This window comes from Ferruginibacter sp. SUN106, from assembly GCF_050611765.1.
Taxonomy (GTDB): domain Bacteria; phylum Bacteroidota; class Bacteroidia; order Chitinophagales; family Chitinophagaceae; genus Ferruginibacter.
Genome location: NZ_JBODJC010000004.1, coordinates 38,963 through 63,622 on the forward strand (window position 1 = coordinate 38,963; position 24,660 = coordinate 63,622).

General features: G+C 38.2%; 13 protein-coding genes. 10 read left to right on the plus strand and 3 right to left on the minus strand.

Features of this window, described 5'->3' with window-relative positions:
- Positions 1-15 precede the first annotated feature (15 nt).
- Positions 16-1,560 (plus strand): glycoside hydrolase family 28 protein, encoded by a 1,545-nt coding sequence (locus tag ACQ334_RS16310; RefSeq protein ID WP_430989317.1) that lies wholly within the window; start codon positions 16-18, stop codon positions 1,558-1,560.
- On the opposite strand, the gene ACQ334_RS16315 is transcribed toward ACQ334_RS16310, so the two are convergent.
- Positions 1,539-1,853, minus strand: a complete 315-nt coding sequence (locus ACQ334_RS16315) for a hypothetical protein (protein WP_430989318.1) — start codon at positions 1,851-1,853, stop codon at positions 1,539-1,541. The genes ACQ334_RS16310 and ACQ334_RS16315 overlap by 22 nt on opposite strands.
- 119 nt (positions 1,854-1,972) lie before the next feature.
- Between ACQ334_RS16315 and ACQ334_RS16320 the strand changes: the two genes are divergently transcribed.
- The 4 genes from ACQ334_RS16320 (at position 1,973) to uxuA (ending at position 9,477) form a co-directional block, all read left to right on the plus strand.
- Entirely contained in the window at positions 1,973-4,249 is a 2,277-nt protein-coding gene (locus ACQ334_RS16320) for a GH92 family glycosyl hydrolase (RefSeq protein ID WP_430989319.1), read from the plus strand.
- A gap of 5 nt (positions 4,250-4,254) precedes the next feature.
- Positions 4,255-6,717 (plus strand): glycoside hydrolase family 95 protein, encoded by a 2,463-nt coding sequence (locus ACQ334_RS16325; RefSeq protein WP_430989320.1) that lies wholly within the window; start codon positions 4,255-4,257, stop codon positions 6,715-6,717.
- A 113-nt stretch (positions 6,718-6,830) separates the two neighbouring features.
- Complete coding sequence (locus ACQ334_RS16330) at positions 6,831-8,273, plus strand: glycoside hydrolase family 28 protein (RefSeq protein ID WP_430989321.1); 1,443 nt, start codon at positions 6,831-6,833, stop codon at positions 8,271-8,273.
- 22 nt (positions 8,274-8,295) lie between these two features.
- Positions 8,296-9,477, plus strand: coding sequence for a mannonate dehydratase (gene uxuA, locus ACQ334_RS16335; protein WP_430989322.1), 1,182 nt, complete (start codon positions 8,296-8,298; stop codon positions 9,475-9,477).
- Between the two features lie 41 nt (positions 9,478-9,518).
- On the opposite strand, the gene ACQ334_RS16340 is transcribed toward uxuA, so the two are convergent.
- Positions 9,519-11,666 carry a glycoside hydrolase family 3 C-terminal domain-containing protein gene (locus ACQ334_RS16340; RefSeq protein WP_430989323.1) on the minus strand — a complete coding sequence of 716 codons (2,148 nt, stop codon included), beginning with the start codon at positions 11,664-11,666 and terminating at the stop codon, positions 9,519-9,521.
- 311 nt (positions 11,667-11,977) lie between these two features.
- On the opposite strand from ACQ334_RS16340, the gene ACQ334_RS16345 reads away from it, so the two are divergent.
- Together ACQ334_RS16345 and ACQ334_RS16350 are read left to right on the plus strand one after the other, a co-directional pair.
- Entirely contained in the window at positions 11,978-13,246 is a 1,269-nt protein-coding gene (locus ACQ334_RS16345; RefSeq protein ID WP_430989324.1) for a sterol desaturase family protein, read from the plus strand.
- Between the two features lie 217 nt (positions 13,247-13,463).
- A complete protein-coding gene (locus ACQ334_RS16350) occupies positions 13,464-15,209 on the plus strand; it encodes a glycoside hydrolase family 13 protein (protein ID WP_430989325.1) in 1,746 nt (581 codons plus the stop codon).
- 83 nt (positions 15,210-15,292) lie between these two features.
- Here the strand turns inward: ACQ334_RS16350 and ACQ334_RS16355 are convergent, their stop codons facing one another.
- A complete protein-coding gene (locus ACQ334_RS16355; protein ID WP_430989326.1) occupies positions 15,293-16,264 on the minus strand; it encodes a LacI family DNA-binding transcriptional regulator in 972 nt (323 codons plus the stop codon).
- Between the two features lie 280 nt (positions 16,265-16,544).
- Between ACQ334_RS16355 and ACQ334_RS16360 the strand changes: the two genes are divergently transcribed.
- From ACQ334_RS16360 to ACQ334_RS16370, 3 genes are all read left to right on the plus strand, one after another.
- Entirely contained in the window at positions 16,545-19,514 is a 2,970-nt protein-coding gene (locus tag ACQ334_RS16360; protein WP_430989327.1) for a SusC/RagA family TonB-linked outer membrane protein, read from the plus strand.
- 29 nt (positions 19,515-19,543) lie between these two features.
- Positions 19,544-21,217: a RagB/SusD family nutrient uptake outer membrane protein gene (locus ACQ334_RS16365; RefSeq protein WP_430989328.1), complete on the plus strand. Its 1,674-nt coding sequence runs from the start codon at positions 19,544-19,546 to the stop codon at positions 21,215-21,217.
- A 172-nt stretch (positions 21,218-21,389) separates the two neighbouring features.
- Entirely contained in the window at positions 21,390-24,653 is a 3,264-nt protein-coding gene (locus ACQ334_RS16370) for a VCBS repeat-containing protein (protein ID WP_430989329.1), read from the plus strand.
- Positions 24,654-24,660 lie beyond the last annotated feature (7 nt).

Sequence of the window (24,660 nt, forward strand, 5' to 3'; positions counted from 1 at the left end):
ATAGCTAAGAAATTAATGAATAAGATATTTTTACTAATCGCAGTTTTTTTTTCAACAAATGTGCTGGCACAAAAAACAAATTTTGTGATAACTGCTTTTGGTGCCAAAGGCGATAGTACAACTGTTAATACAATAGCTATACAAAATGCTATTGACGAAGCAGCAAAAGCTGGTGGCGGAAAAGTGATCATTACTAAAGGGAAATTTGTTACCGGAGTTATTTATTTAAAATCAGGAGTGGAATTACAATTGCAAAAAGATGCTTTTCTCTTTGGCAGTACCAACCGTTTGGATTATGGCACAGGTAGCGCCAGCGCATTAATTGTAGCGGACAGGCAACAACATATTGCTATCACCGGCCAAGGCACCATTGATGGCAGAGGATATGAAGTAGTAAAAAGCCTGGTACCGCAATTAGCCAATGGTACTATTGAAGATAAACAATGGCGCAGCAAAGCACCAGAAGAAAGGAACCGTCCTAAGATCATCACGTTTATTGAATGCAGGGATATAAAAATAAAAGGCATCACTATTAAAAACGGTGCTTCATGGATACAGGAATATCGTCGGTGTAATAAAATTGTTATTGATAAGGTAACTGTATTGAGTAATGAATATTGGAATAATGATGGTATCGATATTAATAATTCAAAAAATGTTTCTATTACCAATTGTGATATTAATGTGGCCGATGATGCTATTTGTATAAAATCAGAAGGGGAAGTAGTGGATAGTTGCGAAAACATTTATGTGGCACATTGCAAATTGCGCAGTAGTGCCAATGCGTTTAAAATTGGTACCGGCTCAAGAGGGGGATTCAGAAATATAAAAGTGAGAGATCTTACTATTTATGATACTTATCGCTCAGCCATTGCCATTGAAACAGTTGACGGGGCTTTTTTAGAAAACGTTGATATAAAAAATATAAACGCCAAAAATACGGGCAATGCAATTTTTATAAGACTGGGGCATCGTAATAAAGATACTGTATACAGCAGCGCAAAAAATATCCGCATTGAAAATGTATACGTACAAATTCCCGCAGGCAAACCGGATAAGGGATATAATATGGAAGGCCCCTTGTTAAAGTATCCGCCAACTTTTAAACCTGTGACGGGCCTGGTACAAAGTGTTTCGCCATGGAATAATTCCAGTAAGGATAGTACAGCAGTTCCATACCTGCACAATGTATTCCCTTCTTCAATTACCGGCTTACCCAACCACCAGGTACAAAATGTAAGCATTAAAAATATTGAGATCGTTTATGAAACTATAGCAGATAAAACAGTGAACTACCTGCCTTTGAATTCTTTTCGTATCATTACTGAAGCAGAGAAGGATTACCCTGAATTTTCAATGTTTGGAGAATTGCCGGTATGGGGCTTTTATGCCCGGCATGTAATTGGATTGACTATGAAAAAAATTACAGTAAAAATGAAAGGCAAAGATTTCAGAACAGCATTTTTATTTAATGAGGTAAAAAAATTGGTGGTAGAAAAAATAAAAGCAGAAGGTGATACAATGAAACCGGATATTTTTTATAATGAGGTGGAAAAGTGAATGGTGAGTGGTGAGTAGTGAATGATGAATGATGAATGGTGAATGATGAATGATGAATGATGAATGATGAATGATGAATGATGAATGATGAATGATGAATGATGAATGATGAATGATGAATGATGAATGATGAATGATGAATGATTTTTGTGGCATATAAAGGTAGCGTAAATTATATTGCTGCTGCTTATCTGTCCTGTAAGGACGTAAGGTGGGTAGAAAAAAATCAGATCGCATTTTCGTTCTGTAGGAACGATAGGTACAAATGAATTAGAAGGTAGAATACAAAACAAATAATGTAACAAATTTAAAAAGCTGAATAGAATTAGTTATGTTGAAGAGTGCGATCCATAGGATTCATTTGAACGCAATGCAGCCCAATAGAATTACCGAAGCTGGTCTCACAAAAAAAATGATTGCTTTAGCAATTGTATGCTTTGTGTTTATACAAACGTATGCACAAAATTTTTTGCAATATGTACAACCTTTGTCAGGTACTGCATCCTCAACAACTGTGGCTGCAGTAAAGCATAGTGAACGGGGTAGTACTGAACAAAATGCCAATACCATTCCTGCAGTAGGATTGCCTTTTGCTATGACGCAGTTTACTGCACAAACAAGGCAGACAGAAAATAAATGTATCCCACCCTATTTTTATAAAGACAGCCTGTTCAGCGGTTTCCGTGCCACACATTGGATCAGCGGCAGTTGCACACAGGATTATGGAAGTTTTACTGTGATGCCCGTTACAGGGAAATTAAAAACACAGGTAAATGATTATGCTATTCCATTCTATCACAATAATGAAATAACAACGCCTGCTTATTATAAAGTATTATTTCCTCAGAAAAATTTATCTGCTGAAATAACGGCAACAGCAAGATGTGGCATCATGCGGTTTACGATGCTGCAGGATGATAGCCTGTATTTATTGATCACACCTAATAGTGATTACGCCACTTGTTCTGCAAAACTTAATACGATTGCAAATGAAGTTACTGCCACCAATGCCGTACATCGTATTTACCAGGGCTGGGGTAATAAAGCAGGCTTTGATGGCTGTGCATATTTTAAAGCAAATAAAAACATTGTTGCATCAGGAGTTTTTTCTGGTGCTGCTATCAGTAATGCGGATGCCATGTTGGATAAAAAAGATGCTGGTGTTTATATCGGCTTCTACTTAAAAAAAGGAGAGTCGGTTGAATTAAATATTGGCACTTCTTTCAGCAGTATTGATGGGGCAAAAAATAATTTGCTGCAGGAGATAGGCAATAAAAATTTTGATGCTGTTTATGCAATGGCTAAACAAGTATGGGAAAAAGCATTGCAACAAATACAGGTAGCAACCAAAAATGAAAAAGATAAAAGAATTTTTTATACTGCTATGTATCATGCCATGCAGCATCCACGTTTAATGAGTGATGTGGATGGTAGCTACCCGAAATTTTCGGGTAATTATGAATTGAAAAAAATGGACTTTGGAAATTATTATGATGATTTCTCTATGTGGGATATTTACAGGGCACAATTGCCCTTGCTGGAAATTTTAAATCCTGCACTTACCAATCAATTGGTACAATCTATAATTAATAAAGGAGAACAAGGCGGCTGGTTGCCTATCTTTCCCTGCTGGAATAGTTATACCGCAGCTATGATCGGCGATCATGCTACTGCTTTTATTGCATCAGCTTACAGTAAAGGCATTCGTAACTACAATGTGAATGCGGCGTATACCTTAATGCGAAAAAATGCTTTTGAAATACCATCAGATTTTAATGAGTATAAAAATGGTTTTGGCAGAAGGGCTTTGACCTCTTATTTAAAATATGGTTTTATACCGATGGAAGATAGTGTGCAGGAAGCCTTTCATAAAAAAGAACAGGTGAGCCGCACATTGGAATATGCTTATGATGATTATGCATTGTCTGTTGTTGCCAAAGGGTTAAATAAAAAAGATGATTACCAGCAATTGTATCAACGGGCATTAAATTATAAAAACGTATTTGATAAAACTGTGGGTATGGTAAGAGGAAAATACAGCAATGGTAAATGGTTTGAAAGTTTTCATGCCGATAAAAGAGAATCTTATATTACCGAAGGCACACCAAGGCAATATACTTTTTACGTGCCACAGGATGTAAACGGCTTATCAAAAATAATGGGCGGCACAAAAAAAATGGAAAATTCCTTAGACAGTTTATTTACAAAGAATGAATACTGGCATGGCAATGAACCAGGACACCAGGTTCCGTTTATGTATAATTACACGGCTGCTCCTTACAAAACACAACAAGCAGTAAAAAAAATTATAGCAGAAGAATATAGCGATGGCGCTGGCGGTTTAAGTGGTAACGATGACGCCGGCCAGATGAGTGCCTGGTATGTATTTGCGGCAATGGGCTTTTATCCTGTAGATCCCGTATCTGGCGAATATATTTTATGTACGCCTTTATTTGATACGATTACAATGCAATTGCAGCACAACAAAAAACTGGAACTTATCTCCAATAAAAAGACAACCAATGCTGCATACATTTATAAAGTACTATGGAATGGAAAATTGTATGCTAAAAATTACATCACCTATTCCATGATCAGCAATGGCGGCAAGCTGGAAATATTTTTGCAGGATCAGCCTTCTTCATGGGGTTCTGCTGTAAATTGCAGGCCATCATCATTAAGCAAATAAAATAAATGAAGACCAATACTATTTTATCCCTGATCTTATTATTGCCTTGTTTTGTTGTAGCACAACAGGATACAAAGTTGTGGTATAACAAACCAGCTGCAACCTGGACAGAAGCCCTGCCGGTAGGTAACGGTAGATTAGGTGCCATGGTATTTGGTGGTATTAATGAAGAGTTGATTCAACTGAATGAATCGACTTTGTGGAGCGGTGGACCGGTAAAACAAAATGTAAATCCGCAGGCACCTGAATATTTGCCGCAGGTAAGAGCTGCTTTATTTAAAGGTGATTATGAAAATGCTAACAGGCTGGTGAAAAAAATGCAGGGCTTATATACTGAAAGTTATATGCCCCTTGGTGATTTAGTGATCAAACAAAATTTTAACGGAGCCGAACCTGTCGCTTATTATCGTGATCTGAATCTGCAGGATGCGGTTGCTGCAACAAGATTTAGCGCCGGCGGTGTTGAATATAAAAGAGAAGTATTTGCATCTGCTCCCGACCAGGTGATTATTGTGCGGCTTACTGCTAACCGAACCAAACAATTAAATATTACTGTTAACGCAAAAAGTATTTTGCATTACAAAAACGAAAGCATTGGTAATGATGAAATAATTTTAAAAGGTAAAGCACCGGCACATGTCGATCCCAGTTATTTCAGGGAGAATAAAGAGCCGGTAATTTATGATGATACTACCGGGTGCAGGGGGATGCGTTTTGCAGTGATGCTAAAAGCTGTTAGTAAAGACGGTAAAATTACAACAGATACCGGTGGTATTCACATCAGCAGTGCTACAGAAATAATTTTGTATTGCACAGCGGCAACAAGTTTTAATGGGTACAATAAATGTCCTGACGCTGAAGGAAAAGATGAAATAGCATTGGCAAAAAAATATTTGAATAAAGCTGTTGCAAAATCTTACCCGGCTTTAGCAACCGCACATCTTACAGATTTTCATAAATATTATAATAGGGTATCGATTCAATTAAATAATGGTAAAGACAGTAAAACTAATTTACCAACAGATGAAAGAATGGAAGCCTATAACAAATCCGGGGAAGATGCCGGGCTCGAAGCATTGTATTTTCAATACGGCCGTTACCTGTTGATTAGTAGTTCCCGTACTCCGGAAGTGCCAGCTAATTTACAAGGCATCTGGAACAAGGAATTAAGAGCGCCATGGAGTGCCAACTATACCACCAATATCAATGTGCAGATGAATTACTGGCCGGCAGAAGCCGCCAATCTTTCTGAAATGACACAACCTTTATTCGGGTTGATAAAAAATTTATCTGTTACGGGTACCCGAACGGCAAAAGAATTTTATAAAGCTAATGGCTGGGTTACGCATCATAATGCAGATATATGGGCATTGAGTAATCCTGTAGGTGATATAGGCAAAGGCGATCCCAAGTGGGCCAACTGGTCCATGGGATCCAACTGGCTCACCCGTCATTTATGGGAACATTATTTATATACCGGCGATAAAAAATTTTTAAAAGATACCGCTTACCCTTTAATGAAAGGCGCTGCACTATTCACTTTAGATTGGCTGGTGCCGGATAGCAGCGGCCATCTGGTTACTGCGCCTTCTACCTCTCCTGAAAATGATTATTACTATGATGGTAAAAAAACAACCGGGCTTTCTGTTGCTACCACAATGGATATGGGCATCATCCGTGACCTGTTTGGTAATCTTGTTGCAGCTTCAAATGTTTTGGGTATAGATGCTGCTTTTCGTGATACTATAATTAATACCACAAATAAATTGTATCCATTTACAATCGGCAGTAAAGGGCAGTTGCAGGAATGGTATAAAGATTATGAAGATGTTGATCCGCATCACCGCCATGTTTCGCATTTATATGCTTTGTATCCTGCCAATTTAATTTCATCCAGTGCTACGCCAGAATTAGCCAATGCCGCAAGGCGCACATTGGAAATAAGAGGCGATGAAGGCACCGGGTGGAGCCTTGCATGGAAAGTAAATTTCTGGGCAAGATTGCTTGATGGTAACCATGCACATTTGTTGTATAAGAATTTATTGCGTTTAACAAAAGAGAATAATACCAATTACAACAGAGGTGGTGGTGCTTATCCAAATTTATTTGATGCCCATCCACCATTCCAGATAGATGGAAATTTTGCCGGTGCTGCAGGCCTGATGGAAATGTTGTTGCAAAGCCAGGGTGGCGAAATATTTTTACTGCCTGCTTTGCCTGATGTTTGGAAATCTGGTACAGTAAAGGGTTTGGTAGCAAGAGGGAATTTTATAGTGGATATTAAATGGGCGGATAATAAATTAAGCGGCGCAACATTGGTTTCTAAAAATGGAGGAAATTGTGTTATCAGAACTAATCAGCCGGTTACAGTGCAGGGTGTAAACGTAACATCAAAAAAATCATCGGTTGGGTATGTATTAACATTTACAACTGTAAAAGGTAAAGCCTATAAAGTTGTAGCAAAATAAAACTTTGTTTTATTTTTTGTTTTTGAGACGAACATTTGTACAACTATTTAGCATCCTTGCGTCGCACTCTTGTACCGCAACGCATTATTGAACATTTATCGAAGCGAAGAATTATGAAACGTAAAATATTTATCAGTTGTATTTTTTTAATAGCGATTATCACTGCATCTTCTGCACAAAAAATATACAATATCAAAAATTTTGGTGCTAAGGGCGATGGTAAAACAGATGACGCTGTAGCTATTCAAAAAGCTATTGATGCCTGTACAAAAACCGGCGGAACAGTTTTTGTTCCTGCACCATATACTTTTTTGACCGGGCCTTTTAATGTAAGATCCAATATTGAATTATTTGTTGAAGGTGGCGCAAGACTATTAGCCAACCCCGATGAAAAAGTGTACACCAAAAGTGCCTTCCGCCAAAACCCCGGCGAAGGAATGATCTGGATCGGTGGCGAAAACATCAGCAACTTCACTATCAGTGGCACAGGAGAAATTAATGGTAACGGCATTTCTTTTATGGGTGCCGAGCTGGAGGATTCTTACATATTGAAACCATTTAGCATAAAAGATCCAAGGCCACATGTATTAACGATTGTTGGTGGTAATAATATCCGCATTAAAGATATTCATATCGGCAACTCTGCCTACTGGACGGTGCATTTGGTGGGTTGTAATGATGTAGTGATAAGCGGTATCACTTTATTGAATAATTTAAAAGTGCGTAACAGTGATGGTATCGATTTGGATCACAGTAAAAATGTACGCATCAGCAATTGTTATATCGAAAGTGGGGATGATTGCATTTGTTTAAAGAACAGGAGAGAGTACGAAGAGTTTGGCCGCTGCGAAAATATTACTGTCACTAATTGTACTATGACGGGCAGAAGTTGCGCAATAAAAATCGGTTCCGAAAATATGGATACGATAAGGCAGGTGCTGTTTAATAATTGTATCATTAAAAAAAGTAATCGTGGTGTGGGTATTCAAAACAGGGATGAAGGTGTGGTAAGTGATGTGGTATTTTCTAACATGATCATTGAAGGCCACTTATTTACTGATGTGTGGTGGGGAAAGGCAGAGCCGATCTATATTACGGCGTACAGAAGGGCAAGTGGGAATAACAAAGATGCCAACTGGCGTTTTCCGAAAGGTGCAACAGAAGGCAGGGTAGGGGAAGTGAAAAATATTTATTTCAGCAATATTAAATGTACCAGCGAAAATGGTATTTATGTCAGTGCAGAATCAAACGATAAAATTTCAAACGTCTTTTTTGATAATGTGGATGTGAAGATTGATAAAACGACTGCTATTACCGGCGGAGTTTACGACAGAAGGCCATGCGCTGTTGAAGGTTTTGTAAAAGGCAGCACCTCGGGTTTTTATTTTGATGCTGTAAAAAGTATTACGGTAAGAAACTGCAGTGTACAGTGGGGTAATAATAAACCCGGTTATTTTGCTCATGTTATAGAAAGTAAAAATGTAGATTCGCTGAAAATTGTGAATGCAGAGGGGCAGGCAGCGTTTCCTGAAAAAATGGATATCATAAAGCAATAAAAATTAAAACATACGAGTAACAATGAATTTGAATTCAACATTTAGTATGCAGCAAACCATGCGTTGGTATGGCCCAAATGATCCTGTAAGTTTAGCAGACATACGCCAGGCTGGTTGTGCAGGTATTGTAACTGCATTGCACCATATTCCAAATGGTGTGGTATGGACAGTAGAAGAAATTGAAAAACGAAAAAAAGAAATTGAAACTGCCGGCATGGTATGGAGTGTGGTGGAAAGTGTACCTGTGTATGAAGCGATAAAAACACAAACGGGTGATTTTGCTGCTTATATAGAAAATTATAAGCAATCCATCAAAAATTTAAGTGCCTGCGGTATTACTGTTGTTACCTACAATTTTATGCCGGTATTGGATTGGACAAGAACAGATCTGGGTTACACCGTTGCTGATGGCAGTAAAGCATTACGTTTTGAAAAAGCTGCCTTCATTGCATTCGATCTTTTTATGTTGAAAAGAAAAAATGCTGCGGCAGATTATTCAGCAGCTGCAATAAAAAAAGCAGAAGAGAGATTTGCAGGCATGACGGAAGAAGATAAAGTATTATTGCAACGCAATATCATTGCCGGGCTGCCGGGTAGTGAAGAAAGTTTTACACTGGAAAAATTTCAACAGGCATTGGATGCTTATGATGGTATTGATGCGGATAAATTAAGAGCACACCTTATTTATTTTTTACAACAGGTGATTCCTGTAGCTGATGCCTGCGGTGTAAAAATGGTGATACATCCGGATGATCCGCCATATCCTATTCTGGGTTTACCAAGAGTGGTGAGTACAGCTGCTGATATAGAAGCATTGGCAACGGCTGTTCCCTCTTTAAATAATGGTTTATGTTTTTGCACAGGTTCATTTGGCGTAAGGGCAGATAATAATTTACCAGCCATGGTAAAGCAATTTGCCGACCGCATTAACTTCATTCATTTAAGAAGTACCGAAAGAAATAGTGAAGGCGATTTTTTTGAAGCCAATCACCTGGAAGGTGATGTAGATATGTATGCCGTGGTAAAAGAAATTGTTGGCGTAATGCAGCAAAGAAAAATAGCCATCCCTATGCGTCCCGATCATGGGCATCAAATGCTGGATGATCTGAAAAAGAAAACTAATCCCGGCTATTCTGCTATTGGCAGATTAAGAGGCCTGGCAGAATTGAGAGGTTTGGAAACGGGAATTATAAGAAGTTTGTAATTAGAGAGAAGTCAAGTTTTAAAAACCTGACTTCTCTCTAATTACTGAATAGTTGTGGCTATTTTTATTTTGATATCTTCCGCAGAACTGCCAATCCGTATCTCATACTCACCGGGATAAACCACATAGGCATGTTGCTTTTCATCCCAGTATTCCAGGTCTTTTTTTGATATGGAAAGAGAAATATTTACCGTAGCTCCTTTTTTAATGGATACCCGTTTAAAATTTTTCAAAGTAGTATTAGGTTCAGCTTCATTTTTATTAACCCTGCTTACATATAATTGCGCTAATTCTTCACCATCAAAATTACCAGTGTTTTTTATGTTGAAATTAATAGTGTAATTATCTTTTGTTTTGTCAACTTTAAAATTATCGTATTCAAACCGGGTATAACTTAAACCAAATCCAAATGGATGTAATGTACGCCCGGTAAAATACCGGTAAGTTCTTTCTTTCATCGAATAATTATCAAACGGAGGCAGATCAGCTGTTGATTGATAAAACGTAACCGGTAATCTTCCTGCAGGATTAGTATCGCCAAAAATAATATCAGCAGCAGCGTTGCCACCTTCTTCACCGGGATACCAGGCAATGATAACCGCATCTGCAATTTTTTCAACTTCACCTAATGCAATGGCAGAGCCGGTAGTGATCACTACAATTAAAGGTTTGTTTGTTTTTGCTCTCAGTTGCCGTAAATATTTTAATTGAGCATAGGGAAATTCGATATCTTTTTTATCACCAGCGGCTTCAGATAAATACGCATCCCCATTTTCTCCTTCCAATAAAGGTGATAATCCCATTACTGCAACCACAGCATCAGCATCATTAAGCTGCCAGTAAATATCCTGCATGGTGGTATCCGTTAAGTTGCAGCCCTGGTTATAAGAAATAATTGTAGATGCACTTACTGCACCCGTAATGCCTTCTAAAAAGTTTACTGCTTTAGACGAGTTGCCATTATAATTGGCCATCAGCACATTGCTTACATTGGCATTTGGGCCGGTTATTAAAATATGATTGATATTTTTCTTCAGCGGCAGTGTATTATTTTTATTACTCAGCAATACCATTGATTGTGCTGCAGTTTGTCTTGCCAGTAAACGGTGAGTATCATTGTCTACTACACTTTCTTTAATTTTATTAAAAGGATTTTTATCCGCAGCATCAAACAGTCCCAGTTTAAAAAGTGTAGCTAAATTTATTTTTAAGGAAGCGTCAATTTCTTTTGGTGTAATTAATTTTTTGCTCAGGGCACCGGTAAGATCTTTTAATGTATTACCGCATTCCACATTTACATTGGCTTTAATAGCGAGTGCTGCTGCTTCTTCAGTTGTTTTCACAAATTTGTGGTAAGTGAAAATGTCATCCAGTGCCCAGCAATCTGTAACTACATAACCTTTAAAATGCCACTCATCTCTTAAAATATCCTGCAATAAAAATTTGCTGGTACAGCAAGGCAAACTATCGGTGCGGTTATACGCACACATAACGCCCCCTACTTTTGCTTCGGTTACCAATGTTTTAAATGCCGGCAGGTAAGTATTGCGCAGGTCATTATCGCTTACCATTGCATTAAATTCATGACGCAAAGGTTCCGGGCCGCTATGTACTACAAAATGTTTGGCACAGGCCACTGTTTTATAATAGTCGGGATTATTGCCCTGCATACCTTTTACAAATGCCGTACCCATCCGCCCGGTCAGGTAAGGGTCTTCGCCATAGGTTTCATGCCCACGTCCCCAGCGTGGGTCTCTGAAAATATTGATATTGGGGCTCCAGAAGGTGAGGCCCAAATATTGCGCCCTGTTATTATTTTTTACAGCGGCATTAAATTTTGCCCTTGCTTCGTCACTTATGGCATCAGCCACTTTATAGATCAGCGAATCATTAAATGTTGCAGCCATACCAATGGCCTGCGGAAAAACAGTTGCCCGCCCTGCTCTGGCAACACCATGCAAGGCTTCGTTCCACCAATTGTATTTGGGTATGTTTAATCTTTCTACACCGGGAGAATTATACAATAATAAACTTATTTTTTCTTCAGTAGTTAATTGTTTAATAAGGTCATCCGCTCTTTTATCAATGGGTAAAGAGGAGTTTTGAAATGGATATTTGTACTGGGCATAAGTTGCCGGACTCATCCATAAGATCAAAAACAATAAATAAAAGTATTTCCTGCTAATCATTTTCTAATTGTTGAATTTGTTCTTCTTTAATCTGTCTGAAATTTTTAAAACAGCCCCTACCGGCTAATCACAATGAAAAAACAGGTTTCCCCAATGCCTTTAGCGACCGGTTTTCTGAAGGCCTTACCGGCCTTCTGATTAGCAATCTTTGTAACCGTTATGGCCTAACCGGTAGTGCCGGAGTTTAAACGAACAATAGTATTTAAATATTTTTCATAAATTGTATTCCAAAACGGCCCCGGCTGCGATACACACTATATTCTATCAATATGCGTTTAACTTTGTATAGTTACGAAAAAGATTTATAAATTATGGAACAATACGGAAAGATTTTACTTATTGCCATGCCCGCATTTTTATTGCTGGTATTATTTGAAAAATGGTATGGCTGGCGCAAGGGGAAAGATACCGTGAGGAATATGGATATGATCTCCAGTCTTAGCTCCGGCGTGACGAATGTTACCAAGGATGTACTGGGTATCAGTTTTGCCATCATTTCTTACGACTGGTTACTCGATCATCTTGCAGTAACACATGTTAAATTAACCTGGCTTACTTATGTGATCGCATTTATAGCTCTTGATTTTGCAGGGTATGTGGTGCATCTGATAGATCATAAAGTAAATTTTTTCTGGAACAGTCACATCATTCACCACAGCAGTGAAGAATTTAATTTGGCCTGTGCATTAAGGCAAAGTATTTCTGTGTTGCTGAGGCTTTTTGTGGTGTTGTTATTACCAGCCGCCGTTTTGGGTGTACCGGCATCGGTGATTGCAATCGTGGCCCCCTTGCATTTGTTTGCACAGTTCTGGTACCATACTCAACATATTGGTAAAATGGGTTTTTTAGAAAAGATAATTGTTACACCATCACACCACCGGGTACACCACGCCATTAATAAAGAATACATTGATAAAAACCTGGGACAAATATTTATTGTGTGGGATAAAATGTTCGGCACCTTCCAGGAAGAGTTAAAAGAAGTACCACCCGTGTACGGTATTACAAGGCCGGTGCACACCTGGAACCCGATAAAAATAAATTTTCAGCATTTATGGTTATTAACAAAAGATGCTTTGCTTACCAGGAGTTTTAAAGATAAGGTACGCATCTGGTTTATGCCAACAGGATGGCGACCTGCCGATATGGAAGTAAGGTACCCGCTGTATAAAATTACCGATGTATACAATTTTAAAAAGTACAGCACCTCAGAATCAAAACCTTTATTGATCTGGAGCTGGATACAGTTAATTGTATTGCTGTTATTGGTAAGCTACCTGTTTGGTAATATTGTTACCATTGGTACGCCTGCAATTTTTGTGTACGGCTTATTTATTTTTTTATATGTTTATGCTTTTACCGAATTGATGGATGGCAGCCGCTATGCCATTTTTTGGGAAGTAACTAAAAGTGCCGTAGCTATTGCACTGATATTTTTAATGAATGATTGGTTTGGTGCCGATAAAATTTCTTCGCTGATAAGCTATGTGCTGATTGAATATTTCGCACTGTCTGTTTTCGTTGCTATCTGGCTGCAGCAAAAAAATAAAGCTGCTAAGGAAGAGGTAGTACTTAGTTAAACGTAAGGAAGAAGATGTTTTGCGGATAGGGCAGGTAAAACCACTTTATTTCAAAACCGCCTCCGTAATAAAAAAAATATTTCTCTGCTCTCACCAAGTAATGCACATCAACCGTTTTCGCAAACGATTGATAAAATGTAAACGCAGCTAAAGCTTTTTTTTTCGGCTACAATTAATAAATTACAGTTCCATCTTTTATTTATTAACGATCAAGCGTATGAAAAATATAGCTTTTACCGCCATCTTTTTTTTAATTATTATTACCCTGCTCCTTGTAGCCTGTAATTCTGCAGGCACAAAAACTACAGTCAATGCTGATGTTGCAGGTGATCGTAAATGGTGGAAAGAGGCTGTGGTATACCAGATATACCCTCGCAGTTTTAAAGACAGCGACGGCGACGGGGTAGGAGACCTGAAAGGAATAATCTCAAAATTAGATTACATAAAAAGCCTGGGTGTGGATGCCGTATGGCTGAACCCGATCTACTCTTCTCCCAATGACGATAATGGTTATGATATCAGCGACTACCGTAACATCATGAAAGACTTTGGTACCATGGAAGATTTTAATACTTTATTAAAGGGTATGCATGATCGTGGAATTAAATTGGTAATGGACTTAGTAGTAAATCATAGTAGTGATGAACATGATTGGTTTAAACAAAGCCGTAGTTCCAGAACAAGCCCTTACCGCAATTACTATCACTGGTGGGATGCAGAAAGAGGTAAGCCACCTTATCGCTATAGTTTATTTGATATCAATCATGATGCATGGAAATATGATTCGTTAACCAATGCCTATTACCTGCATTATTTTTCCCGTAAGCAACCCGACCTGAATTGGGAGAATCCAAAACTGCGGAATGAAGTGTATGATATCATGAAATTCTGGTTAGATAAAGGCATTGATGGTTTTAGAATGGATGCATTTCAGTTTGTTGCAAAAGACACTACTTTTCCTGCTTTTCCTGCCGGCTTCGAAAAAGATTTTGTTAAGTATTATGGAATGGTTTCTCCTATTCATGATTATTTAAAAGAAATGCATAAAGAAGTATTTAGTAAATATGATGTGATGAGTGTGGCCGAAGGTGCAGGCAATTCATTTGAGGATGCTCATAATTTAGTAGATGCCGACAGGAATGAATTAAACATGGCTTATGCATTTGATGCTGTAGATCTGGCAAAGCCGGAAGGTTATAGCGTATTGAAATTAAAAGAAACTTTTACCAAATGGGATAGTGCTTTTGCAGCAAAAGGCTGGTTATCCATTTATTTAGCCAATCACGACCAGGCAAGGCTCGTAAGCCGCTTTGGTAATGATAGTGCTGCTTTCAGGGAAGTATCTTCTAAAATGTTATCTACTTTTTTAATGACCATGCGTGGCACACCTTATTATTATAATGGTGATGAACTGGGTATGACCAATATACGTTTTGACGATATTAATGATTATAAGGACATGCCTACGCTTAATGAATACCAGCATCAGAAAGCTATTGGTGGTGATATGAAAAAATTTATGGAAACCATTAAGTTCAGTTGCCGTGATAATGGCCGTACTCCTTATCAATGGGACACGACTGCTAACGCAGGCTTTACAACCGGCACACCGTGGTTAAAAGTAAATAGTAACTACACTACTATAAATGCAGCAACAGAAGAAAAAGATGAAAACAGTTGTTTGAATTATTTTAGAAAATTAACTAAGCTGCGAAAAGATAATTTAGTATTGGTTTACGGTAAGTATACTTTGTTAGACAAAAATAATCCTGACGTGTATGCTTATACAAGAGAACAGGACGGTAAAAAATTACTGATCGTATTAAATTTCAGAAGTACAGTAAGTGCTGTAAATACAGGAATTGATGTAAGTAAAGCAAGGGTTTTACTCAGTAATTACCCGGCACCAAATGACAATGTCAAATTGCGGCCATACGAAGCTGTTATTTACGAATTAAAATAAAATTTGTATTGCAGAATGACTGAACAAGAAAGCATACAACTGTATTCAGCACAATTATTCATTATCAATTAACTCATTATTAATTATAAAGATCCTCCTTCTACCAATAAACTCTCAATAGTAAGTTCCTGTATAAACGTACTTCCACCCAGGCAGGCCATCATACTGCTGAAGGCAAGTTTGCCTAATTTGTTGCCACTGGTTTCTACATAAGTAGTTTCGGGGTAATACAATTTGGGTGCTGCGCCATTGCTGATGGTTATTACCGAAATATCTTCCGGCACTCTTAATGCTTTTTGCTGTATCACTTTCATTACACCTATCAGTATCTCATCACTCATACAAAAAACAGTATCCGGTTTTTCTTTTAAATGTTTCAGCATTATGTCTTCAGCCTCTGCTGTGCTGGATGCATGATCTGTAATTAGTTTTATTTTATTTACTTTTTCATTAATGGTATTGGTGAAGGCTTCCAGTCTTTTCTTTGTCATTAAAAGATGCGTATTACCAAAAATGCCCAACACTTTTTTCTTCTTTTTATTTACAATGGCAGTAGCCGCAAGTGTTGCAGAAAGTGCATCTGCAACGCAAACTTTATTACAATTACTGGCATCGGGTACTTTATCAAAAAATATTACCGGTATGTCGAGTTCTTTCAATTTTAAGAAAGGTTCTATGTTTTCTGTGTCCGGCGAAATACAAACAAATAACCCGGTGATCCTGTTTTGCCTGCATAATTTTAAATTGGTGATTTCAATGGCAGGATCATCCCCTGATTGTAATATCATCAGCGAATAACCATTTCTGCGGCTCTCTTCTTCCACCGCTGCAATAAAAGCATTATAAAACCAATTGGAAATAGAAGGAACAATTAAACCAAATAATTTGCTGTTACTGGTACGCAGATTAATGGCATTGGCATTGGGTTCATAATCTAAAGTGGTGGCCAGTTCCACTACACGTTGTTTTGTTTTTTCAGAAATATCCGGATGGTTTTTTAACGCCCTGGAAATAGTAGAAATACTAAGGCCAAGTATCTCTGAAATTTTTTTCAAAGTAGTATTGTTCATATAGCAGCAAGGTATTAGTACAAGGTTTCAAAAAAAAATTTGCACAACAACCGTTTTCGCAAACAATTTCGCAAACGTTTGCAGCGAATTTAAGGATTTACTGTGTATTTCAGACATATTTAAATGTAGCTTTAGATTAGAAATATTATAGTTTTATTAACCTTTCGGTTGCTTTTGTGTTAATTTATTACGGCACCAGCCATTGGTATGGTTATGAAACTGTGTTTTTCTATCATTCATTGTTCATTCCAAAAACCAAACGATTATGCTTCTTGCTATTATGAGAAAGACTGCTATGCTCCTGCTGGCAGTAATCGGGTTTACAGCGTTTGCTAAAGCCCAAACGGTTACCGGAACGGTAACTGATGCCAAGGGAGATCCCGTTTCAGGAATCTCTGTTACAATACAAGGTTCTGCAAAAGGTACAGCTACCAACGCCTTAGGTGTTTACACTTTAACAGGAGTAGCCAATGGCGCAACATTAGTTTTTACAGGAAGCGGGTACTTACCCCAGAGTGTTAAGGTTGCAGGTGGTACTGTTAACGTAACTATGGTTGTAAGTGTTTCCAACCTTAATGAAGTAGTAGCAATTGGTTATGCTTCTGTTCGCAGAAAAGATGTAACCGGCTCGGTAGCTTCTGTGCAGGCCAAGGATTTTAACCAGGGTGTTATCGCATCACCTGATCAATTACTGCAAAACAAAGTAGCAGGATTGGAAGTTACCAATACATCTGGTCAGCCAGGTGCTGCAACCACTGTTAAGATCAGGGGTAATAACTCTATCAGGGCGGGTGGTAATCCACTATATGTTATAGATGGTGTTCCCTTAGATGGCAGGTCTGCCAGGCCAAATTTCGGAACTGGTGTTTTCGGTTCTACTCCTGATGCTAACCCATTGATATTTGTAAATCCAAACGATATACAAAGCATTGATGTATTAAAAGATGCAGCGTCTGCTGCTATCTATGGTTCACGTGGTGCTAATGGCGTAATTGTAATTACAACTAAAACCGGAGGTTCAGGTGCTTCTAAAATAGAATTTGGAACAAGCTGGAGTGTAAACGCCGGCTTAATGAAAAAATATGAAATATTAGATGCCGGTGAATTCAGAACTGCGTTATCTAAATATGGCGTAACAGGCCAGGATAAAGGAGCAAGTGTTGATCCGTTTAAAGAATTACTGAATCATAAACTTTCACAGAGCTATAATATGGCTTTGAGTGGTGGTAATGAAAATGGTAAATTCAGGGCTTCATTCTTAGCGTCTTCATCTAACGGAGCGTTCAAAAATTCTCAACTGGATAAATATGTAGGCAACTTTACCGGTATGTATAAATTCCTCGATAAGAAATTGTCTATTGGATTTAACTTAACAGCAGGCCATACTACAGAAGATATCATCGCTGTTTCAAACACTGCAGGTTCTCAGGGTAATATTATCAGTTCGGCTTTGCAATGGAATCCTACAACAAACTTTAAAGATGCCAACGGTATATATGTTTATCCAACCAATGGTTCGGGTAATCCACTGGCATTACTGGATGGATATGATGATGTTGCTAAAGTAAACTCTGTTTTAGGCAATGTTAGTGCTGCTTATAAAATAATGAACAACCTGGAATATAAATTCTTATTCGCTTTAAATAACAGCGTAGGAGAAAGATATACCAATATTTATGGATTTTTACAAGGCTACGCCGGTTTATCAGGCCAGGGCTTTGGTGCTATTTCTAATCAAAAATTAAATTCTCAAACTGTTACGCATACCCTGTCTTACAAAACAGAGTTAACTAAGAATATAAGCTTTGATGCGGTGGCAGGTTTTGAATATTGGAAAACTAATTTCCAGAACAGCTCGTTCTCTGCTTCAGGATTTAATACTAACCTGAGCCAGGCTACTAAAATTGATATTCCTTACACAGCAATGTTGCAGAACGGAATTGCACAGAATGCGCCTTCTATTTATATTGATCCAAAAACTGAATTGCAATCTTATTTTGGCAGGGTTGGATTTAACTATTCTGACAAATATTATCTTTCTGCTTCTGTAAGGGCCGATGGTTCAAGTAAATTTGGTGCCAATAACAAATACGGTTATTTCCCTGCAGTAGGTGCTAAATGGGCTATCAGCAATGAAGATTTTATGAAAGGCAACAGTTATTTGTCTAACCTGGCATTAAGAGCTTCGTGGGGTATTACAGGTAACCAGGAGTTTCCTGCAGGTGCAGCACAGGAACAGTTTTTATTTACTCAAAACAATACCGTTAGCCAGATCAATGTGGCCAATCCCGATCTTCAATGGGAACAAACCAATTCATTTAATATCGGTCTTGATTTTAGTACCAAGAGCTCCAGGATCTTTGGAAGTGTAGACTATTACTATAAAAATACCAGCAAGATCTTGTACCAGAGCACAGCTATTCAGCCAGCTCCTGCTTCAGTATACTTCATAAATCTTCCTGCTAATCTGATTAACCAGGGTATCGAAATAAACTTAGGTGGCGCTATTATTGAAAAGACTAACTTATCATGGGATGTAAGAGTTAATTACTCTCATAATAAAAACCTCTTAAAGAATTTTGTTCAAAACGGACAGGATATTAAAATACAAACCGGCCAGATCAACGGACAAGGTGTATCAGGAACTTTAGGACAGGTAATCACCAATAACCAACCTGTTAACGAATATTACCTTAAAACTTTTGGCGGTTTTGATGCCAGTGGTAACCAGATCATCGGTGCTAATCCGGGTTTTGCAGGTAACCCTAATCCACAGGATAACTATGGTGTAAGCTCAACATTAAGATACAAAAAACTCACTTTTGTTATCAACTGTGGTGGTGCTGCTGGTTTCCTTATCTACAACAATACAGCAACAAGCGTTACCAATATTTCAGGTATTGCTAACGGCAGAAACATTGATAAAAATGCCTACAATTCTGCAGAAAAAACAAGTAGCCCGGTAGGTGCTTCTACAAGGTTCCTGGAAAAAGGCAACTTCTTCAAACTGAGAAATGTTTCCTTTAACTATAACATTGGCGATGCAGGAAAATATGTAAAAGGACTGAACGCTTTTGTTAGCGCAAGCAATTTGTTTGTGATCACTAAATTCTCAGGATTTGATCCGGAAGTTAACGTAGATAAGAGCAACAACAATTATCCTTCACGTTCAATTGAATATATTCCTTACCCAACAGCAAGGGCTATATCATTTGGATTTAAATTTTCATTATAATCCTATAATTCATTATAAAATCAAGATTTATGATAAAGTATAAAAATATTAAAATCCTCTCTCTGCTTTTAGTTACAATGGCAAGTTGTACTAAACTGGATGAGAGCTTAAATAGCAGGTTGACCAACGGGCAAACTGCTAATGCTTTGGGCGCAGCCGGTGTGGGGTTATTACTGCAGGGAGCTTACGCCGATTTAGGTGGTCCATTTACTGCACAGGATCTGCTTTTCTGTTTGGAAGAAAACGTAACAGATGAAGCATTGGTTCCTACAAGAGGTGGCGACTGGGATGATAACGGCGTTTGGCGTGTATTGCATAACCATACCTGGAATGCAGATCATGCTTATGTACTAAATGTATTCAATGCGTTAAACAAATTGAATTTTGATGCTACCAACGTGTTAGGTTTTTCGCCTTCTCCTTCCCAGGCTGCACAGGCAAAATTCTTAAGGGCTATAGCATTATATTACCTGCTGGATCTTTACGGGCAATATCCTGTAAGAAACCCGGGTGATAATTTATTGAATGCACCTACTGTAAAAACAGGAGCCGCTGCATCTCAGTTTATTATTGATGAATTAACTGCCGCTATTCCTAATTTACCTACAACAGGCGGAGCAGGTGTAGCTACAAAAAATGCTGGTAATACCTTACTGATGAAATGCTACCTGAACAGGGGCGCATGGAATAACAGGGCCACCCCAACATTTGCAGATGCCGACATGCAGCAGGTAATTACTATCGGAAACAGTATAATTTCCAGCGGTAATTATTCTTACATGAATGAGTATTTTAAAAACTTTGATGTTTCTAATGGCGCTTCTACAGAAAACATCTTCACCATTATTAATAATTCCGGTTCTTCTTCAAATGTTAGTGATGTAAGGGGCGAATGGTGCAGAACATTGCATTACAACCAGGAAACCAGCACCAATCCTAACGCAGGATGGAATGGCTTTACAACGATCAGCGATTTCTACAATAGTTTTGGTGCTGTAACGCCAATGGTGGGTGTTACTAATTATGCTGCTGATAAAAGCGGCCGTTATGCTGATACAGCTGTAGATTCAAGAGTTGGTGGCAGATTCTACCCTGGTGTAACTAACGCTTCAGGACAAAGGCCGGGCTTTATGATCGGTCAGCAATACAATGAAAATGGCGTTGCTTTAAAAGACAGGAAAACGCCTGCTAATAACCTGGCATTTGATCCATCCATTGCATCAGATATGAAGGAAACAGGCAACAATCTTGAAATAACCGGTATCCGTGTTGAAAAATATGGTCCCGATTTCAGCAACGGTTCTACCTATTACCAGAACAATGCCGGTAATGATGAAGTGATCTTCAGGTATGCTGATGTTGTGTTGATGGTTGCAGAAGCAAAATTACGTGCTGCTGCTCCCGACGCAGCCGGCGCTCTTGCATTAGTTAATGGATTAAGGGTAGCAAGAAAAGCAGCTCCTATGGTAGGACCGCTTGTTTTGGCAAATGCAGCTAATGTAGAAGATCCTAAAACTTTATTAGCAGAAAGAGGAAGAGAATTATATTGGGAAAAAGTACGCAGAACAGATTTGATCCGTTATGGTATGTTCTTAAAAGTTTGGCAGTATAAACCAACTGATGATGCTAAGTATTTAGTATTCCCGGTTCCAAGTCAGGCATTGGCAGCAAATCCAAACCTGGTACAAAATCCTGGCTATTAATTAACCATGTTTAATCATATTATATTCTAACTTTGAGAAAGGTCAATTTAATTGGCCTTTCTTTTTTATTGATACTTTCTGAAAATCAGTTATGACGAACTTGTGTACCAGATGCCTTATTGTTTTGTGTTTCCTGTTACTCAATTCCTGTAAATCAAAACCTAAACAAACCTTGTTTGAACTGGTAAATGATACAGGGATTAATTTTGTAAATGAAGTAAACGATGGCAAAAAGGAAAACAGTTTTTTATTCCGGAATTTCTATAACGGGGGCGGTGTTGCAACCGGCGATATCAATAATGATGGATTGGCCGATGTCTTCCTCACATCCAATGCCGGCAGTAATAAATTATATCTTAATAAAGGCAACCTGAAGTTTGATGACATCTCCAAGTCAGCAGGCATAATTGAAGATGATAAGTGGAATACCGGTGTAGTGTTTGCAGATGTAAACGGAGATGGCTGGCTGGATATTTATGTTTGCTCTTCCGGCCACATGCAAACAGGAAACAGGAAAAATAAATTGTACATTAATAATCACAACCTCGGTTTCACAGAATCTGCTGCACAATATGGATTAGATATTTCAGCCTACACCACACAGGTTTCATTTTTTGATTACGATGATGATGGCGACCTGGATTGTTTTATGATCAATAACAGTCCGATTCCTGTTAACCAGCTGGAGTTTGCCAATCAGAGAGATCTGCTTGAAAGTAAATGGCCGGTGGGGGAGTTTTTAAAAGGTGGAGGAGATCATCTTTTTAGAAATGATAACGGAAAATTTACCGAAGTAACTCAACAGGTCGGCATTCATGGAACGCTGATAAGTTTTGGCATGGGGGTTTCAGTTGGTGATATTAACGGAGATGGTTACCCTGATGTATACGTAGCTAATGATTCCTACGAAAGGGATTACATGTACATCAATCAAAAGAACGGTACATTTAAAGACCAACTGGAAGAAAAAATGCAGCATACCAGCTTCTCTTCAATGGGCGCTGATATTGCCGATATCAACAATGATGGCTATCCTGATATTTTTACAACTGATATGCTACCCCTTTCTGATTACCGGATCAAAACCACAGGAGCTTTCGATGATATTGATATGTTTAACCGGAAAGTAAAAGCAGGCTTTTATTATCACTATGTAAAAAATTGTTTGCAACTCAATAGTAAGAACGGAGATTTTATCGACATAGGAAATTATGCCGGTGTTAGCGCCACCGATTGGAGCTGGGGTGCGCTTATGTTTGATATGGACAATGATGGCTGGAATGATATTTATGTATGTAATGGCGTTAATCATGATGTAACTGATTTGGATTTCATGAATTTTTTTGCGAATGATGTAGTGCATAATATGATATTGACTGGCAAGAAAGATGAAGTAGACCAGGTACTGAAAGAAATTCCGAAAACACCGCTTAAAAACAAAGTGTACAGGAATGATCATCAGCTAAAGTTTGCGGATGTTGGCGATGAATGGGGCTTTACTCAAACCACTTTTTCTAACGGGGCTGCTTACGCCGATCTTGATAATGACGGCGACCTTGACCTCATCATTAACAACGAAAACCAGCCGGCGTATGTTTATAAAAGCAATGCAAGAGAGCTGAATAAAAATAATTATCTCGAAATTTTATTAAAAGGAAAAGGGCAAAATACGTTTGCTGTAGGTAGCAAAATACAAGCCTTTGTAAACGGGCAGGTGCTCACCCGTGAAGTAATTCCAAGCCGGGGGTTTCAATCTTCTGTAGATTATAAGCAAGTGATTGGTATAGGCCAACTAACAGCAGTTGATTCACTTGTTATTACCTGGCCAAATCGTACCATTAAAAAATTTATTCACCCGGCAATTGATCAGTTGCTGGTAGTACAGCAGGATGATGAAAAAGAAATAAGTAATGCCACACCAGCTGTAGCAACAACAACTGTTTTTTCTCCCTTGCCAACAATATTTGATAAACACCAGGAAAATGATGTGGTGGATTTTTATGCAGAAAGAAATATTCCACGTATGCTTTCACGGGAAGGGCCTAAGGCTGCAGTAGGAGATGTGAACGGTGATGGACTGGAAGATGTTTATATTGGAGGCACGCCGGGGCATTCGGGGCAATTGTATTTTCAAACTGCCAATGGCATATTCGCTAAAAAAGAAGAAAAAGCTTTTCAACAGTTTTTATCTTTTGAAGATGTGGCCGTAAACTTATTTGATTGCGATCATGATGGCGACCTTGATCTGTTGATTTGCCCGGGAGGTAATAATAATGAGGTTAACAGCAGGGAAATGCAATTACGGTTATTTAAAAATGACGGGAAAGGAAATTTCACAATTGACGTAAATGCTTTTCCGCCAACAGGAATGAACATAGCTGTAGCTGCCGTAAATGATTTTAATAAGGATGGCAACCCGGATATCTTTATTGGTGCCAGGAATTATCCGCAGGTATATGGTGCAGACCCTACCAGTTTTCTTTTTGTAAATGATGGTAACGGCCATTTTACAGACATAGCGGCAAGCAAAAATCCTGAAATATCTAAAATAGGAATGGTTACTAATGCAGTGTGGGCCGATGTTACAGGTGATACTGCTAAAGAGCTCATCATTGCCGGAGAGTGGATGGTGCCAAGAATTTTTTCATTTAAGAAAGATAGGTTTGAAGAAGTAAAAACAAACCTGGATAATTTATTTGGCTGGTGGCAAACCATTTGTGTTGCAGACGTAAATAATGATGGTAAACAAGATTTGATAATTGGAAATATAGGTGAAAATTTTTATCTGCATCCTGACGCAAATGATCCCGTAAAATTATGGTTGAATGATTTTGATCAGAACGGCACGGTAGATAAAGTGGTCACTTATACTATTGATGGAAAAGATAAACCTGTGGTGGTTAAGCGTGACCTGGAAGAACAATTGCCGGTTATAAAAAAGAATAATTTAAAACATATTGATTACGCTAAAAAATCAATACAGGAATTATTTTCTCCCCAGGTATTAAGTAAAGGAACTGTAAAACAATTCAACTATTGTTCTTCTGTAATAGCTATTAACAATGGTAATGGCAATTTTACTATTCAGAAATTACCACTGATGACACAACTGAGTTGTATAAACGCTGTGTATTGTACCGATCTTAATAATGATGGCTTTGCTGATCTTATTTTGGGAGGCAACCAGTTTGGCTTTTTACCGCAGTATGAAAGACTGGATGCAAGTTTTGGCGATGTGCTTATCAATAATGGTAAAGGTGGTTTTACCTGGCAGGACCCTTTTGAAACCGGATTGCATTTGCGTGGAGTGATACGGGATATTGAAAAAATAAAAGTGAATACAACTGATGCATTACTGTTTCTGCAGAATAATGACTTCCCTGTTTTGTATAAAATAAATAGCTGGCTCAATACCAATAATACTAAAATTAAGTAAGTACAGA